At 63.0% G+C, this 16,428-nt stretch carries 14 protein-coding genes; 12 read left to right on the top strand and 2 right to left on the bottom strand.

Annotated elements, in window-relative coordinates; all coding sequences use genetic code 11:
• Positions 1–41 precede the first annotated feature (41 nt).
• Positions 42–4,160: a tetratricopeptide repeat protein gene (locus LB577_RS01610; protein WP_224685277.1), complete on the bottom strand. Its 4,119-nt coding sequence runs from the start codon at positions 4,158–4,160 to the stop codon at positions 42–44.
• Positions 4,161–4,356: 196 nt separating this feature from the next.
• Here LB577_RS01610 and LB577_RS01605 point away from each other — a divergent pair, with 196 nt between their 5' ends.
• The 12 genes from LB577_RS01605 (at position 4,357) to LB577_RS01550 (ending at position 15,371) form a co-directional block, all read left to right on the top strand.
• Positions 4,357–5,082 (top strand): methyltransferase family protein, encoded by a 726-nt coding sequence (locus LB577_RS01605; RefSeq protein WP_224685276.1) that lies wholly within the window; start codon positions 4,357–4,359, stop codon positions 5,080–5,082.
• Between the two features lie 445 nt (positions 5,083–5,527).
• Positions 5,528–6,046, top strand: a complete 519-nt coding sequence (locus LB577_RS01600) for a hypothetical protein (protein ID WP_224685275.1) — start codon at positions 5,528–5,530, stop codon at positions 6,044–6,046.
• A gap of 231 nt (positions 6,047–6,277) precedes the next feature.
• Positions 6,278–6,442 (top strand): DUF3309 family protein, encoded by a 165-nt coding sequence (locus tag LB577_RS01595; protein WP_023768317.1) that lies wholly within the window; start codon positions 6,278–6,280, stop codon positions 6,440–6,442.
• A gap of 348 nt (positions 6,443–6,790) precedes the next feature.
• Positions 6,791–7,516, top strand: coding sequence for a GntR family transcriptional regulator (locus tag LB577_RS01590; RefSeq protein WP_224685274.1), 726 nt, complete (start codon positions 6,791–6,793; stop codon positions 7,514–7,516).
• Positions 7,517–7,519: 3 nt separating this feature from the next.
• Positions 7,520–8,569 carry an ADP-ribosylglycohydrolase family protein gene (locus LB577_RS01585; protein ID WP_224685273.1) on the top strand — a complete coding sequence of 350 codons (1,050 nt, stop codon included), beginning with the start codon at positions 7,520–7,522 and terminating at the stop codon, positions 8,567–8,569.
• Positions 8,566–9,534 carry a PfkB family carbohydrate kinase gene (locus tag LB577_RS01580; protein ID WP_224685272.1) on the top strand — a complete coding sequence of 323 codons (969 nt, stop codon included), beginning with the start codon at positions 8,566–8,568 and terminating at the stop codon, positions 9,532–9,534. Before LB577_RS01585 ends, LB577_RS01580 begins: the two co-directional genes overlap by 4 nt.
• Before the next feature lie 39 nt (positions 9,535–9,573).
• Complete coding sequence (locus LB577_RS01575; protein ID WP_318013396.1) at positions 9,574–10,629, top strand: ABC transporter substrate-binding protein; 1,056 nt, start codon at positions 9,574–9,576, stop codon at positions 10,627–10,629.
• A 67-nt stretch (positions 10,630–10,696) separates the two neighbouring features.
• On the top strand, positions 10,697–11,560 hold the full coding sequence (locus LB577_RS01570; RefSeq protein WP_224685445.1) for an ABC transporter permease: 864 nt from the start codon (positions 10,697–10,699) through the stop codon (positions 11,558–11,560).
• A complete protein-coding gene (locus LB577_RS01565) occupies positions 11,560–12,348 on the top strand; it encodes an ABC transporter permease (RefSeq protein ID WP_224685444.1) in 789 nt (262 codons plus the stop codon). The genes LB577_RS01570 and LB577_RS01565 overlap by 1 nt, the downstream gene beginning before the upstream one ends.
• Entirely contained in the window at positions 12,348–13,412 is a 1,065-nt protein-coding gene (locus LB577_RS01560) for an ABC transporter ATP-binding protein (protein WP_224685270.1), read from the top strand. The genes LB577_RS01565 and LB577_RS01560 overlap by 1 nt, the downstream gene beginning before the upstream one ends.
• Positions 13,413–13,650: 238 nt before the next feature.
• Complete coding sequence (locus LB577_RS01555) at positions 13,651–14,901, top strand: aconitase X (RefSeq protein WP_224685269.1); 1,251 nt, start codon at positions 13,651–13,653, stop codon at positions 14,899–14,901.
• A complete protein-coding gene (locus tag LB577_RS01550; RefSeq protein ID WP_224685268.1) occupies positions 14,898–15,371 on the top strand; it encodes an aconitase X swivel domain-containing protein in 474 nt (157 codons plus the stop codon). Before LB577_RS01555 ends, LB577_RS01550 begins: the two co-directional genes overlap by 4 nt.
• Here the strand turns inward: LB577_RS01550 and LB577_RS01545 are convergent.
• Positions 15,346–16,374: a LacI family DNA-binding transcriptional regulator gene (locus tag LB577_RS01545; protein WP_224685267.1), complete on the bottom strand. Its 1,029-nt coding sequence runs from the start codon at positions 16,372–16,374 to the stop codon at positions 15,346–15,348. The two genes, LB577_RS01550 and LB577_RS01545, sit on opposite strands and share 26 nt — an antisense overlap.
• Between the last annotated feature and the right edge of the window lie 54 nt (positions 16,375–16,428).

Below are 16,428 nucleotides of genomic sequence, written 5' to 3'. Positions count from 1 at the left end.
AAGCCTCTCCAACGCGCCATCGCCGACCCTCCCTAAACTGTCTATTTCGCGCCGAGGCTCAACGCTTTATTGCGGTCGGCCTCGGCACGCTTGTGGTTGCCCTTGGCGTCCCACGCCTTGCTGCGCACTTTGTAGGCGGTGGCGAAATCTGGTTTGAGCTTTATCGTCTGGCTCAAATCGGCGATGGCCCCGTCATAATCCGCCTTGCTGATCCGGATCACGCCCCGGCCCAAATAGGCGAAGGGGTTCTTGCGGTCGAGGCCGAGCGCCTTTTCGAAATCGCGCAGCGCTGCGGCGTCCTCATGTCTGCCCATCCATATGAGGCCCCGATCGGCATAGACCTTTGCGTCCCTGGTATTGAGACTGATGGCCTTGTCGTAGTCCGCAAGCGCACCGTCGTAATCTCCCTGGAAACCGAGATTCTGGCCGCGGTCGTAGTAGGTCTCGGCACGATTCGGATTGAACGCGATCGCCTGGCTGTAGTCAGCGACGGCATGAGCGTAGTCCCGCTTGGCCTCCCAGGCCATTGCTCGCGCCAGATAGGCGTCGTGGAACGCCGGAAAGAATGCAATCGCCTTGCCGTACAGGGCTATGGCGCCGTCATAGTCGTTCTTCTCATGCAGCGTCCAGCCCTTGCTGAACGCCTGCGCGGCTGGCGAAGCGCTGCTTGGCTTGGTCGGCGCCTCGCCAACGGCTTTGCCTGGCATTTTTGAGGCGTTCGCTTTCGCCGCCATGGCGATCTGGCGGCCCTTGCGGGCGAGGGCCAGCTTTGGATCGAGCTTCAGCGCCTGGTCGTAGTCGGCAATGGCCTGGTCGTACTCGCCCTTGGTGAACCAGATGCTGCCGCGCCCGAAATAAACCGGAGCATATTGCGGGTCGAGTTCGATCACGCGGCTGTAGTCCGCGACGGCACGATCCAGTTGGTTCTTTTTGCTCCAGGCGACGGCGCGACCGATGTAAGCGTCGACATAAGCGGGATAGAGTTCAATAACCTTGCCGTAGTCCGTGATGGCTGCGTCATATTTGCCTTTCGCGACAAGCGACGTACCGCGGCCGACATAGGCCGAGGCTTTCCTTGGGTCGAGCGCAATCGCCTTGCTATATTCGGCGATGGCGCGATCGAATTTGCCCTTATCGTAGAACGCATCGCCACGATCCATGAAGGCTTGGAGGTTCCTGGGATCGGAACCGACGGTGAGCGGCGCGGCGCCGCCTTTCTTCAAGGCGGCCACGGCCGCCTTGCGGACGACCGCGTAGTCCGGATTGCCCGGATAGAGTCTTATCGCCTGGTCGAAGTCGGCAATCGCGCCGCTGTAATCCTTGCTATCGGCCCGTTCTATGCCGCGCCCGTAGTAGCTGGGGGCATCGTTGGCATCGATCTCGATCGCCGCCGAATAGGCTGTGATCGCTCGCTGGGCATCGCCCTTCACGTGCCATGCCATGCCCATGCAGAAATAGGCATCCACCAGCTTCGGATCGAACGCGGCGGCCCGACCGCAATCGGCGAGGGCACCTTCGGCATCCTCGGTGGTGGCCTTGGCCATGCCTCGGCGAACATAAGCAGAGACCATATTTGGCAGGAGCTCGATCACGCGGTCATAGTCGTCAATCGCCCGATCATAGGCGCGCTTGTCGTTCCAGGCGTTGCCGCGGCCGAAATAGGCGAGGGGGCTGTCGGGGTCGAGCGCGATCGCCTTGCCATACGCGCTGATTGCCTGGTCATACTTGCCGGCATCCGACAGGCTGTCGCCGTGCCGTACCGCGGCCAGAACGCGCGGGTCGGTCGCCTGAATGAGCTTCGCCATCTCAGCGGTCGAAAGCTTGGCCTCGGGCTGGCTATCATTGTCGACGTCCTGCGGGACCGCAGGTTCGGCGCCGGGTTGCAGCTCGGCTTTCGTCGCCACCGCTGCCCTGCGGCTGGCGAGATAGTCCGCATTGCCTGGATCAAGCTCGATCGCCTTGTCGAAATCGGCAATGGCGCCGTCATAGTCTTTCCTGCCGGCCCTCGCCATGCCGCGCCCGTAATAGCTCGCGTCATCCTTCGGATCGATCTCGAGCGCCGCCGAATAAGCGGCGACCGCGCCGGCAGCGTCGCCCTTCGCTTGCCATGCCATGCCCTTGCAGAAGTATGCGTCGCGCGCCTTTGCATAGAGTGTTGCAGCCCGGCTGCAATCGGCAAGCGCGCCCTCGGCATCGCCTGACGTAACCTTGGCGAGACCCCGGCGAAGATGCGCCGCGGCAAAATTGGGGGCGAGTTCGATGACCTTGTCGTAGTCTGCGATCGCCTGCTTGTAGGCGCGTTTGGCAGCCCAGGCCTTGCCGCGACCGAAATAGGCAAACCGGTCGTTCGGATCGAGCGAGATCACCTGGTTGTAGGCGCCGATCGCCTGATCGTACTTGCCCATGTCCAGGAAGGCATCGCCGCCAAGGACCGCTTCCAGGGTTTGCGGATCGGTCGCCTCCATGGCCCTCGCGGCCAGCGTGTCTTGTGTGGCCGTAATATTCGGAACGACGGCTCGCGGCTTCGGCTGTCGTGCATCCGGCGGTGGAGCCGACTTCCTCTCGTTGCCCGCAACCCGTTCACTGCAGCCTGCCGCCCATTTTGGATCGAGTTCGGCGGCGCGACGGCAATCCTCCGCCGCACCGGCCGTATCGCCCTTCAGTGTCCTGGCGGCGGCCCGGCTGAAATAGGTTTCAGCGCTCTCCGGATCGAGGCTGATCGCCTTGTCGAAATCGAGAAGTGCGCCTTCGACACTATACTTTGCAAGCCGCGTTTCGGCGCGTTCAAGCAAGGCTTTTGCGGCTGCCGGGTTTCTTGTCTCCGTGACAGGCAGCGGAGCTGTTTCGCCAGGTGCGCGTTGGCTGCAAGAGCCTGCGCGCTTCGGCTCGAGTTCGATGGCGCGCCGACAGTCGCTGGCGGCAATCGCGTGGTTTCCTTGCGACGCTTCGGCGAACGCCCGGTCGTAAAAAGCTTCGGCGTTGTAAGGATCCAGCTGGATCGCGAAGCTGAATGACTCTATCGCGCCTGCGACGTCGCCTTGCACCTGCTGCTCCAGCCCCCGTTCGAGGTTCCAGGCAACGAGTTCGGAGTGATCCTCTTTGGGATATAGTTGTAGCGGTTCGTACAGGGGGGATGCGCCAGGGTCGGGCGATTGTGACACAGCCGGCGCCTTCGTGCCGACCGGTCCTGTGTCACAAAGACCTGCCTTCTTCGGATCGAGTTCGATGGCCTTTCGGCAATCGGCGACTGCACCGACCGTGTCGCCGCTACGTGCCCGCGTGAGCGAACGGCCGAAGTAGGCGTCGGCGTCCGTCGGTTTGAGGGCGATCACCTTGTCGAAATCAGCGATGGCGCGGTCGTCGTCGCCGCTGTTGGTCAAGGCGACGGCTCTGTTGTAGTGGCCGTCGATGCTGGTGGAATCGAGCCCAACCGCCCGATCGGCGTCTGCGAAGGCGCGAGCCCAGTCGCCCTTGGCGATCCAGGCGGCACTGCGATTGGTATAGGCGTCCACGCTCTCGGGATCGAAGCCCGTGGCCGCGTCGAAATCGGCGATGGCAAGGTCGTAGTCGCCCCTGGAAGCGCGGGCTATGCCGCGGTTGACATACGCCTGGACATCCCGCGGATCGCTCCGGATCGCCTCGCCATATTCGGTGATCGCCCGGTCATGGTCGCCCTTTTGCTGCCAGACCACGCCAAGATTGTTATGCGCTTTGCCATAGTTCGGATCGGCCGCGATCGCCTGTTCGAAATCGATAATGGCCGCGTCGGTTTTGCCTTTGCGGAAGAAGGCCAGGCCACGGCTGTAGTAGGCATCGCTGGAGTCCGGCTCGAGACTGATGGTGACGTTGAAGTCAGCAATGGCGCGGTCGTTTTCCCCCTTGTTGTACCAGGCAGTCCCGCGGTTGAAATAGGCGATAACGCGATTCCGCGACGGCTCCGTCTTGTCCTCGGCAATCGGCGTGCAGGCGGCAATGAGCTGGTCGGCATCGACCTTGCCGTCGCTGAAGCAGACGGCGTAGTCCTTGCCGGCGGCGAGCGCGGCCGTGTTCAGCGCGAGAAAAGCGGCAAGGCCTGCCGGCCACCCTCGGCGCAAAGCTCTCGCCAGCAAGCGCGATCCGATCGCGGCGGCGACCAGCCCCGCAGCCTTCCAGCTCACCATTTCACCGGTCCTCCCCCCGAAAACCTTTGATCGTTTCAATAACAATCGACTTATTGTTCTTTATTTGTTCCAAAAATGCAAGCATAAATTGCAATACGGCTGAGACGATAGGCACTTCCTAGGGGCTCGCATGCCTTTCGGAAGCCCTATTTAGTGCCGATCTGAACTTCTCGGTTAACGGCCCGGCAATGGTTGCGTGCAAAGGTCACCCGGAGGGATCATTGGGGTGCTTGGCTTGCTCATGTCTAAAAGTGAAACCCTTTCGAGCGCCAATGAGAGCGGGATTCTGTCCGCGGCACGAAAGGGCGAAAACCTTATCGACCTGCGCGAAGGCTTCTTTCGTGTGTGTGCGTTGGCCTTTGCTGGCATATTCGTCTACCGCGGCGTATCCCATCTCATCGAGGATCCGACCCGACTCAACATTGCGTTGCTGGCAATCTCGGAGGTGCTCACCTTCACATGGCTGATGCTGTCGCGGCGCCCGGTGACACGCGACTGGAACCCTCTCACCGTGATTGTCACCATGATTGCCAGTTTTGGCGCCGGCTTCATCACGCTGGAACCGGGAGCGGCCATCATTCCGGTGTATGTCGCAGCCCCGCTGCAGATACTGGCGGTGTCGTTTGTCATCTGGGGGAAAGCATCGCTGGGGCGTTCGTTTGCCTTGCTGCCCGGCAATCGCGGCGTGATGACGGGCGGTGCCTACCGCCTGGTGCGGCATCCAATCTATGCCGGCTACCTTGCCGGCCATATCCTGTTCCTGCTGTCGGCCTTTTCCTTCTACAATCTCGCTGTCTACGCCGTGATAACCTACCTTCAGCTTTATCGAATCCTGCGTGAAGAGGCCCTGCTGGCGGCGTTGCCGGAATACCGCGACTACATGAGCCGCGTGCGCTACAGGCTGTTCTACGGCATCGCCTGACAGTTCCCGCCCCAAGCGGAGGGCCAACTGGTTCGGACTGGTTGAGATCGCTTGGAATCTTTTACCCTGCCCGCCATGGGAACGCGTTTTCCGCGCTAAGGACATAGCGCTCACCATGTTTCGGTTCTCGAACGACGATGTCGGCCAGAGCGACTGTTGAAGCGATGTCCCGTGCCGGTAGACCTCAGTATAATCTCAGCTTCATAAAATCGACTTAATGCTGTATGACCGGAAAATATCGGTACATATAACGCAATGTTATCTGCTTTTTTTAGAAACTTATGTTATAATTTTAATACTATTAAATATATTTCGTTTCTTAAATAAAAACCACCATATATATTTTAGAAAGCGATTTTGAAACTGAAAAATCACTCCCGACGTAGTTGATTTTGCAATCGGCCGTGAGCCGACTGCCTTAGCGCAACCACAACAGGAGAATGTTATGGCTTCCACCATCAAGACAGTCGCCAGTGTGTTGGCGGGTAGTGCAATGGTCTTGGTTCTTTCCCTGCCGGCAAATGCGGCAGGGCTCGGCGTTGGCGCGTCGGTCGGGGGTAACGGCGGTGTCAACGCCGGCGTCGGTGCTTCTGTCGGTGGCTCCAGCGGCGTCAACGCCGGACTTGGTGCATCCGTCGGCGGATTGAGCGGCGTCAGCGCCGGGCTCGGCGCGTCCATCCGCGGCAGCAACGGCGTCGCCGCCGGGCTTGGCGCCAATGTTGACGGCACAAGCGGCATCGGCGCCGGCGTGGGGGTGGGTATCGGCGGCGGCACCAATCCATCAAATTCGTCCAACCCAAGCAACCGTTTGAACCTCAGTCGTACGAGCCTGCCGGGCGTCGTGGCCCAAATGCCCGACACCCAGGTGATGCGCATGAAGAAGCGGTGCGTCGACGTGCTCGGCAGCGAAGGCACTTACGATCGTGATCTGCGTCAACTCTGCCTGCTGATCGCGCGCCGCTAAGACCAAGAGCGCCGGGATCGGAAATGCGGAGCCAGCCGACCGCACCCTCCTTGCTCGGCCGGTCGGGAAAGCCCGCCTCTGAGACGGGCTTTCTGCCTGGTGGGCTGAGTGCGCTGCGGCCGCGAAGGCTCCGGCGGAACGCCAGAGCCGCTAAAACGTTCATACCTTGCAGCATCCGAATGGCGCGATGTTGAACCGACGCAGAAAGCGCAATCAGGAGCAGGGAAGGCCATGGGTCTCGGAACGATACTTATCATTATTCTAATCCTCGCGTTGCTCGGCGGCTTCAGCGGTCTGGGCGGTGGCCCATTCTACGGAACCGGTTATTACGGTGGTGGTGGTCTCGGACTTGTGTTGCTCATCGTCATCATCCTTGTCGTGCTCGGGCGCATTTAGCCGGTTCTCGGCCGCAGGGTTCGCAATCTCGTGAGCAAGCCCGTGCTGGCGTGCACCGGAATGTGATGGAAGCAGGCCAGCTTGTGATCCCGCGGTTCGCCGGATTCTTGTAGCTTGATTGCGGTCCACACCCCCCGTGGAAACAAGAGGAAAGGGTCCCACCCCACATCTTCCTCCAAGGCCCGCCCCGGTATCCCGGAGCGGGCTTTCTTTTATCGTGCCAATTGATTCAAGGTTGTCTGGTTGAGATGAGGGCCATCCATCCATCGCTCACCTGTCGATCGTTGACAGAACTGGCGTGTCAAGTTATTGAACAGGACTATACAGGTTTGCTGGACAGGTACGCATATGAAGCGGCGCGCGGTTCAATTGTCTCCCGGCACGGGCAAGCCCGAGCAGATCGCCACCGTTCTCGAACATGAAATCCGCTCCGGCGTGCTCGGCTTCGGCGACCGGCTGCAAAGCGAGAACGAGCTCGTCCAGCGCTTCTCCGTCAGCCGCAACACGGTCCGCAAGGGGCTCGAGGAGCTGTCCAGCCGCGGGCTGATCACCACAAAGGTCGGCGTCGGCTCCTTCGTCACTTTCGATGGCAAGCCGGTCGACGATGCCATCGGCTGGTCGCGGGCGCTGGCCAATGCTGGCGCCAATGCCGAGACGCGGACGCTGCGGCTGGAGGTTATCGAGGACGTCGATCTGGCTGCCATGCTGGAGATCGAAAGCCCGTTCTTCATTGCCGTGGACCGGGTGCGCACCAATGCCAGCGACGGCCATGCGATCTCCATCGAGCGCAGCCGCCTGCCGTTGTCGCCCGAGCTGGAAGACGTGCCGCTTCGCGGCCTGCGCGAAGGCTCACTGCACCAGACGCTGCGCGCCGCCGGCCTCATTCCCGATCATGGCGAGGAATGGGTGGGCATCGAGATGCTCAATGCCGACGACGCCGCCATCCTCGGCTGCCCGCAAGGTACGCCTTTCCTGCGCGGCCGCCGATTGACCCGCGCGGCCGATGACCGGCCGATCGAATATGTCATCAGCCTGCTCAACCCGGCGCATTTCGCGCTGCATATGAGGTTCTGAGCGATGCCGGATAGCACGACACTCGATCGGGCGATGGGCGCGCTTGTCGGCGGAGCGCTGGGCGACGCGCTCGGCATGCCGACGCAGCTTCTGTCGCCGGCCCGGATTGCCGAACTCCACGGCCATGTCGAGGATTTCATCGCGCCTTTCGCCGACCATCCGGTGTCGAAGGGACTTCTGGCCGGAACCATCACAGACGATACCGAACAGGCGCTGCTGCTCGGCCGCATCCTCGTCGAATCGGGCGAGCGCTTCGACCATGCGCGTTGGGTCAACGCGCTGCTCGACTGGGAGCGCGAGGTCAAGGCACGCGGCAGCTACGATCTCTTGGGGCCGTCGACCAAGCGCGCCATCGACGCCATCAACAATGGCGTGCCGGCGGAAGAGGCGGGGCGCAGTGGCGATACCAATGGCGCGGCCATGCGCATCGCCCCGGTCGGCATCATGATGCCGCTGGAGCCGCTGGACGCGTTCGTCGCCAAGGTGGCCGAAACCTGCCGCGCAACGCATAACACGTCGATCGCCATTGCCTCGGCCGCTGCCGTTGCGGCCGCCGTCAGCCGTGGCATCGCCGGTGGCGATTGGCGCGCCGCATCAGACAGCGCCGTCGCGGCGGCGAGGCGAGGCGCAACGCTCGGCCATTGGGTGACCGGTGGCGACATCGCCGCTCGCATCGTCTGGGCGCAGGATATCGTGCGCGGCAAGACGAAAAGGGATGCGATCCGGATGATCATCGATCTGGTCGGCACCGGCGTCGCCAGCCAGGAATCGGTTCCGGCAGCCTTCGCTGTTCTGGAAGTCGCGGGCGGTGATCCCTGGCAGGCGGCGGTCATCAGTGCCAATCTCGGTGGCGATACCGACACGATCGGCGCCATCGCCGCCGGCATGGCGGGTGCCTGTGCCGGCTTCTCGCGATTGCCACCGCAGCGTGTCGCTGATCTCAAGGGCATCGACATGGCGGACGTTCGGGGGCTGGCCGCCGACCTTGTTGCGGCGAGGGTGGCCAGGAGCGGTGCGCAGAAGACTGGCTCCGGCAAGGACGCCGCGGCATGAGCGGGCGTCTGGTCCATATCGGCAGCGCGGTGGTCGATCATGTCTACCGCATCGATGCCTTGCCGGCACCAGGCACCGAGAAGACGGCGTCGAGCTATACCCAGGTCGCCGGCGGCGGTTTCAACATGATGGTCGCGGCCAGCCGCACAGGCATGAAGGTGGTGTTCGGCGGGCAGCTCGGCAGCGGACCGAATGGCGACTTTTTACGCGCGGCCTTCGCCACGGAGGGCATCGAGACGCTGACGCCGCCATCGCCGGTCATGGACAGCGGCAATTGCGTCGCCATGATTTCGAGCGACGCCGAACGCACGTTCGTGTCATGGCCAGGTGCCGAGAGCGTGCTCAGCCTCGACATGATGGCGCCCGTGGCCGTCGTGCCTGAGGACTGGGTGTTCACGTCAGGCTATACGCTGAGCTACAAGGGCAGCCGCGATGCGCTTGCCGACTGGATCGAGGCGTTGCCGGCGCAAACCTCGTTTGTCTTTGACCCGACGCCGATCATTTCAGACATTCCGAGGCCCATCCTGGCACGGGTGCTTGCCCGGGCCACGTGGCTGAGCTGCAACGTGACGGAAGCCGTCGAGATCGCCGGCCAGGGCGATGTCGAAGCCGTCGCGGCGCGGCTTCTTGCCGACCATTGCCGGCATGCCGCCGGCGTCGTCATTCGTTCCGCGGCCAAGGGCTGCCATATCAGGCTGGCCGACGGCACGACACGGACCGTTGCCGGCTTCAAAGTGGATGCCATCGACACCAACGGCGCCGGCGACACCCATATCGGCGCTTTCGTCAGTGCGCTGGCGCGCGGCGCGCACCCCTTTGAGGCAGCGCGCTACGCCAATGCGGCGGCCGCCATTTCGGTTACCCGCCAAGGCGGCTCGTCGGCGCCAAACGATCACGAGATCCAGGAATTCCTAAGCCGTGACGGTTATTCGGTGACCGCGCCTGGCCGGAAGCAAGAGGCCTAAACAAACCCGCCAAGCGGGCAAACAATGAGAGGAACGAACATGCGCATGCCCAGACTGACTGCTTTCCTGACGGCGACCGCCGTCATCACCTCAGGGCTGGCCGCCAGTGCCGCCGAAGTGCATGTGCTCAACTGGAAGGGCTATGGCGCTGACGAGCCGTGGGCCGTCGAGGCCTTCGAAAAGGCGACCGGCAACAAGGTCGTCAACGATTTCTTCAATTCCGAACAGGAAATGCTGACCAAGATCCGGACCAATCCCGGCCTCTATGACGTGGTCATGATCAATGCCGCCTTCAACGACCAGGCGATGGCGGAAAAGCTGATCCAGCCGATCGATATCTCGAAGCTGCCGAACTACGCCGACATCAGCAAGGACAAGGCGGGTTCCCCGATGCTCGACCATGACGGCAAGGTCTACGGCGTGCCGTGGGTGTGGGGGCTGACGGCGCTCGCCATCAACGAGAAGTCCTTCGACAAACCGCCGACGTCGATCGCCGAAATGTGGGATCCCGCGCACAAGGGCCGCGTCGTCATCCGCGACGACGCCGTCGAGGCGGTGCAGTTCGGCGCCATCGCCACCGGCCAGAACATCAACGACATTAAGGACATGGACGCGGTCAAGACGAAGCTCACCTCGCTGATGCCGCAGATCAAGACTTTCTGGAGTTCGGAGAACGACTGGAACCAGATGGTCGCCTCCAACCAGATCGACATCGGCACCTATTGGAGCGGCTCGGCCGACCGCGCCAAGACCCACTTCAAGCTGCCGGTCTCGCTGGTCATTCCGCAGGAAGGCGCCGTCGCCTGGCTCGATGCCTTCTCTATTCCGGTCGGTTCCAAGAATGTCGCGGGCGCTGAGGCCTTCATCAACTACATGATCGACCCGAAGTTTTACGTCGAATGGGTCACCAAGGTCGGTGCGCCCGTGTCGGCCAACACCAAGGCGGTGGACGCGCTGCCCGAGGATGCCTTCAACCGCAAGGTGATGGGTGATCCCGAGGTCGCCAAGCGCATCCAGTTCCAGGCGCCGATCACCGACAAGCAGCGCGAAGCCTATCTGGCGCTTTGGCAGCAGCTCAAAGTCGACGTGAAGTAAGAGCAGACGTCCGGGCCGGCCGGCGATCTTCGCCGACCGATCCTTCAGCCCTGGGGAGGAGTGCATGATGGCAGGTGCGGCCGCGTCGCGCAGGGGGTTGAAATCGGCGCTGCCGCTGCTGGCGCCAGCCTATCTTTGGCTGACGGTGGCGATCTTCCTGCCGCTCTCGGCCATGGTCTTCTTCTCCTTCATGACCGAGTTGCCGCTGTCGGGAAAGCCGTGGGCCTTCACCCTTGGCAACTATGCCGCCTTCTTCTCGCAAAGCCTCTATTTGACGCTGCTGCTGGCGTCGCTGCGCCTCGGCCTCGAGGTGACGCTGTGGTGCATCGTCATCGGCTATCCCGCGGCCTATGTGCTGGCCAAGGTGCTGAAGGGCCGCAGCCGCGAGGCGATTTTTCTCCTCGTCATCCTGCCGTTCTGGTCTAATGGGCTGGTGCGGATCTTCTCCTGGGCGATGGTGCTGCGCGAGGGCGGCATTCTCGATACGGCGCTCAACGCGCTGCTGCCGTTCAAGATCAACATCGATCTCATGTATTCCTATCCAGCCGTCATCATCGGGCTGGTGCACTCCTACGTGCCCTACATGGTGTTGACTTGCTATCTCACCCTGCAGGCGATCGACGATTCACTGATCGAGGCTGGGCGCTCGCTCGGCGCCTCACGGCTGCAGGTGCTGAAGCGGGTGATCATCCCGCTGTCGATGCCGGGACTGGTGGCGGGCGCGGCGCTCATCTTCGTGCCGGTCGTCGGCTCGTTCATGGAGCCGCGCATTCTGGGCGGCCGTACTGGAACCTTTTACGGCACGGTGATCGAGGACCAGTTCGTCGCCGTGTTCAATTGGCCGCTGGGCGCGGCACTCTCCTTCATCCTGCTGGCCGTCGTGCTGGTCATCCTGGCGGTTGCCTCTCCGGTGTTGCGGAGGGCCGCGTGATGATGACCACCCGCATCCTCGAAGGACTTGGCCGCCTCTATGTCGGGCTGCTGCTCGCCTTCCTCTATTTGCCGATCATCATCATGGCGCTGATGTCGTTCAACGTCTCGCCCTTCTACCAATTGCCGTTCGAATGGACGACCGAGTGGTATGCCTCACTGTGGCAGAACGACCAGCTGATCTCGGCCACCTGGAACAGCCTCGAGATCGCCGTCATCACCACTGTCATCAGCGTGGTGCTGGGCTCGGCGGCGTCGCTTGCGCTCTACCGCTATGAATTCCGGGGCAAGAAGTTCCTGCAGGCACTGCTGTTTCCGCCGATCGCCATTCCTTGGCTGATCACGGGAACAGCGATGCTGATCTTCTTCTTCGGCGTCGGCATCGGGCGCGGCCTGTTCGCCATCCTGCTCGGCCATGTCGCGCTGGCGCTGCCCTATGTCATCGTCGTCGTCTCGGCGCGGCTGCAGACCTTCGCGCCCGAACTGGAAGAGGCGGCGCGCTCGCTCGGTGCCAACCAGTGGCAGGTGACCAACCGCGTCACCCTGCCCTGGATCATGCCTGGCGTCATCGCCGGCGGGCTGTTTGCCTTCGCGGTGTCGTTCGACCAGTTCGTCGTCTCCTATTTTCTGGCGACGCCTGGCCAGACGACGCTGCCGGTCGAAATCTACGCCGCGATCCGCAAGGGTTTTACCCCCGAGATCAACGCGGTCTCGACAATCATCATTGTCGTGTCGATGACGCTGATGCTGCTGACGGCGCGCTTCTTCAAATTCGGCGGAGAGAAATAATGGCCGGCGTGCAGGTATCGAACATCTCGCGCAGCTTTGGCGCGCACAAGGCGCTGGACGACGTCTCCATCGATTTCGCCGATGGCGGTTTCTATGCGTTGCTCGGGCCGTCGGGCAGCGGCAAGACCACGCTGCTGCGCCAGATAGCCGGCTTCGATTTTCCCGACTCCGGCCGCATCGCCATTGGTGGCGAGAGCGTCGAACGGGTGCCGGTCGAGAAGCGCCGCATCGGCATGGTGTTCCAGAACTACGCGCTGTTTCCCAATATGAGCGTCGCCGACAATGTCGCCTTCGGCCTGTCGGTGCGCGGCGAGGCCAAGGCTGTGATTGCCACCGAAGTGCAGCGCGCGCTCGATCTCGTGCAATTGGGCAAGCTTGGCGGCCGCCGGCCGCATCAGCTCTCCGGCGGCCAGCGCCAGCGCGTGGCGCTTGCGCGCGCCATCGTCACCAAGCCGCGCGTGCTTTTGCTCGACGAGCCGCTCGGCGCGCTCGACAAGGCGCTGCGCGTCGACATGCAGATCGAACTGAAGCGCATCCAGCGCGAGATCGGCATCACCACCATCTTCGTCACCCACGACCAGGAAGAAGCGCTGACGATGAGCGACCGGATCGGCATCTTGCGCGACGGCAGGCTGGTGCAGGAAGGGCCGCCGGAGGAGATATACGACCGGCCGAAAAGCGAATTCGCCGCCACCTTCCTCGGCGACGCCAACATTTTCCGCGGCGATTCGACCGGGAACGGCATCCGGCTGCCGGATGGCACGGCGATTGCCGCGGGCGCGGGCGCGACGCTTGCGGCCGGCGCGAAGGCAAGTTGCGCCGTTCGGCCCGAGCGCATTCGGATTGCCACGGATGCAGGCATTTCGGACGGCGATGCCAATAGCCTGAAGGGCCAGGTCTCCAAGCGCATTTTCGCCGGCAACAACAGCACCTACTTCGTCGAGCGCGCCGGCCAGACGTTGAAAGTCATCGTGCAGAACACCGGCGCGGACAGGTTGGCGGAAGGGCAAGATGTGGTGCTGCGCTGGTCGCCGGAGAGTACGGTGTTGATCGCGGCGGGGTAGGTGGGGTCGCTCGATAGCTGTGAGACGCCGGCGTTCCCTGGCGCCCCCCTCTGTCCTGCCGGACATCTCCCCCACGAGGGGGGAGATTGACTGTCATCGCCGGTTTCGCAAATCTCCGACATTGTAAAAAGGGCGCCAAGGCTGAAGCCGCCAATCTCCCCCCTCGTGGGGGAGATGTCCGGCAGGACAGAGGGGGGCGCTGTCCCGCCATACGATCGAGCAAGCGGCTGGAGTACCGATGACTTTGAAACTAACCGCGCGCGACCGATCCATGCTCGACGGCGAGCAAGGTCCATCCGCGGCTGCCGCCATGAAGATTCTCGTCGCCTTCTCCAACGCCGTCGGGGCGGACGGCCTGCTCGACATATCAGGCGCCCATATCGATGGCTGCCTCTATCATGGCAAGGCCGGCCTCGATTTCGTCGAACGGCTCGCCGAGGGCGCTGGTCGCGTCAAGGTGCCGACGACGCTCAATGTCGGCTCGTTCGACCTCATCCATCCGGGCATGGTGAAGATGCCGGCAGCGGAGGAGGTGCCGGCGCGGCGGCTGATGAAGGCGCATATGGAACTTGGCTGCCAGGCGACGTTCACCTGCGCGCCCTACCAGACCCGGTTCCGGCCTGAATTCGGCCAGCAGATCGCCTGGGGTGAATCCAACGCCATCGTGTTCGCCAATTCGGTGATCGGCGCGCGCACCAACCGCTATGGCGATTTCATCGACCTGTGCTGCGCCATGACCGGACGCGCGCCGGCCTGGGGCCTGCATCTCAGCGAGAACCGTCGCGGCCGCATCCTGTTCGAATTGGACGTTCCTGATCCGGAGCCGAGCGACAGCCTGTTCGTTGGCGTCGGGCTGATCATCGGACAAGCCAGCGGCGATCGAATTCCGGTGATTGCCGGCCTGCCGCAGCCGCGCGACGAGGACCAGTTGAAGGCACTGGGTGCTGCGGCGGCAACGACGGGTGCTGTGGCGCTGTTCCATGCGGTCGGCATCACGCCGGAAGCCGGAACGCTCGACGAGGCGTTTCATGGCGAGGCGCCGGAGGAGACGGTCCGCATCACCCGTTCCGACATCGATCACGCGCTGGCCAGGCTATCGACGGTGCCGGATGGCTCGCGGCTCGCGGCGGTCTCGCTGGGTACGCCGCATTTCTCGCATGAGGAATGGATGCGCCTGTTGCCGCTGCTGCGCGAGGCAGCGCCGGGCAGGGGCATCCCGATCTATGTCAACACAGGCCGCGCGACACTGACACGATTGCAGGAAGAGGGTGCCTTGGCTGGGATGGAGGCGTTCGGCCTGGTTCCGGTTGCCGACACCTGCACCTATGTCACCTCGATCATGGAACGGCTCGACGGCGTGGTGATGACCAATTCCGGCAAATGGGCGCATTACGCGCCGGGCAATATCGGCGTGACCGTCGCCTTCGCCGACATGAAGGATTGCATCCGTTCCGCCGCGGTCGGCCGTGTCGTGCGGAGCAGCACATGACACAACCGGTGGAAGCGTTTGAAAGAGCAGGCATCTTTCAGCTGGCCGGTGAGGCCGAAGGTCGGGCGCTGGTGTTTTCGCAGCCGCTCAGTTTCTGGGGCGGGATCGATGCGGAGACCGGCGACATAACAGACCATTCGCATCCGGGGCTCGGCCAGAATGTCGCCGGCAAGATCCTGGTCATGCCGAGCGGGCGCGGCTCGTCGTCCTCGTCCTCGGTGCTGGCCGAGGCGATCCGCAAGGGCACGGCGCCGGCCGGCATTCTTCTGGAGCGGCCGGACCCGATCCTGGCCGTGGGCGCCATCGTCGCCGAGTTTCTCTATGGGATACGCATGCCGTTGGTGGTGTGTGAGATTGACGGCATTGCGACTGGTGACAGGATCGCGATCGGCTCAGGCGAAGATGGCCGGGCGATCACCAGGGTTCAAACAGAAAGGCAGCCGCTCAAATCTCCGGGATGTTCTCCTTGAAGATCACCTGCAGCCTCGGCTGGTGCAATTCGTAGGGCAGTCCCCGGACCGCATGGGTCAAGGTGTTGAGCGCCTCGCGGGCCTCGACGCGCGGGTTTTGGTCGATGACCGCGTCGAGCGTGCCGTCGAGCAGCAGCTCCTTGGTGCCGTCCGTCACCTCATGGCCAAGGAAGACCATGGATTGCGCGCGGCCGCGCTCCTTGAGCGCGCGGGCGATGCCGGTGTTGCCGGCGCCGACATTGTAGATCGCGGCAAGGTCGGGGTGCCGTTCCAGAAGCGCTGATGCTTCCGAATAGGCCTTTTCGCGGTCGTCCAGCATTTCGCGCATTTCGACGATCTCGAGATTGGGAGACTCCTCGGTCAATATGTGCCGGAACCCCATCTCGCGTTCCTCATGGCCGCGATAGGAGAGCGAGCCGGCGAACAGTGCCACCTTGCCGGGACGTTCCGACCCCATGAAGCGGTTGAGCAGATAGCCGGCCAGCCGGCCGGCGGCTCGGTTGTCGATGCCGATATAGGCGACCCTTGGCACATGCAGGATGTCGGAGGCGATGGTCACCACCTTGACGTCGTTGGCCGACAGCGAGCGGATCGCCTCGCGCACTGTCGGATGGTCGAGCGCGATGACGCCGACGCCTTGCGTCTGTCCGCGCAGATCCTGCAGCAGACGGGCGAGCCGATCGGGATTGAAGCCCTCTATGGTGGCGATGTGGACGTCGAGATCGGGTCGCGCCAGAGCCTGCGCCTCGATGTGGCGGTGCAGCATCTTGATGAAGGAATTGGTGCCGGCCGGCAGTGCGAAGTCGAGCCGGATGATCTCGCCGGGCGAGGTGCGCGGCGCTGCCCCGTTCGGGCCTTCGGCGATGTAGCCTAGGCGTTGCGCCATTTCGAGCACGATTTCGCGGGTGCGCGCCCGCACGCCGGGCCGATTGTTGAGCACGCGGTCGACGGTGGCCGCGGAGACGCCGGCTTCCCGGGCTATGTCAGTCAGGGTGGAACGCACCGTCTTTCATCTCCTCGACGCATCAGGATCACGCATTGTCCGCGGCCGGCCTGA

Origin of the sequence: Mesorhizobium sp. B283B1A, assembly GCF_020165735.1 — a bacterium.
GTDB lineage: Bacteria > Pseudomonadota > Alphaproteobacteria > Rhizobiales > Rhizobiaceae > Mesorhizobium > Mesorhizobium opportunistum.
Note: the sequence above shows the minus strand (reverse complement) of the source record. Positions and strands in the feature narration are given on the sequence as shown.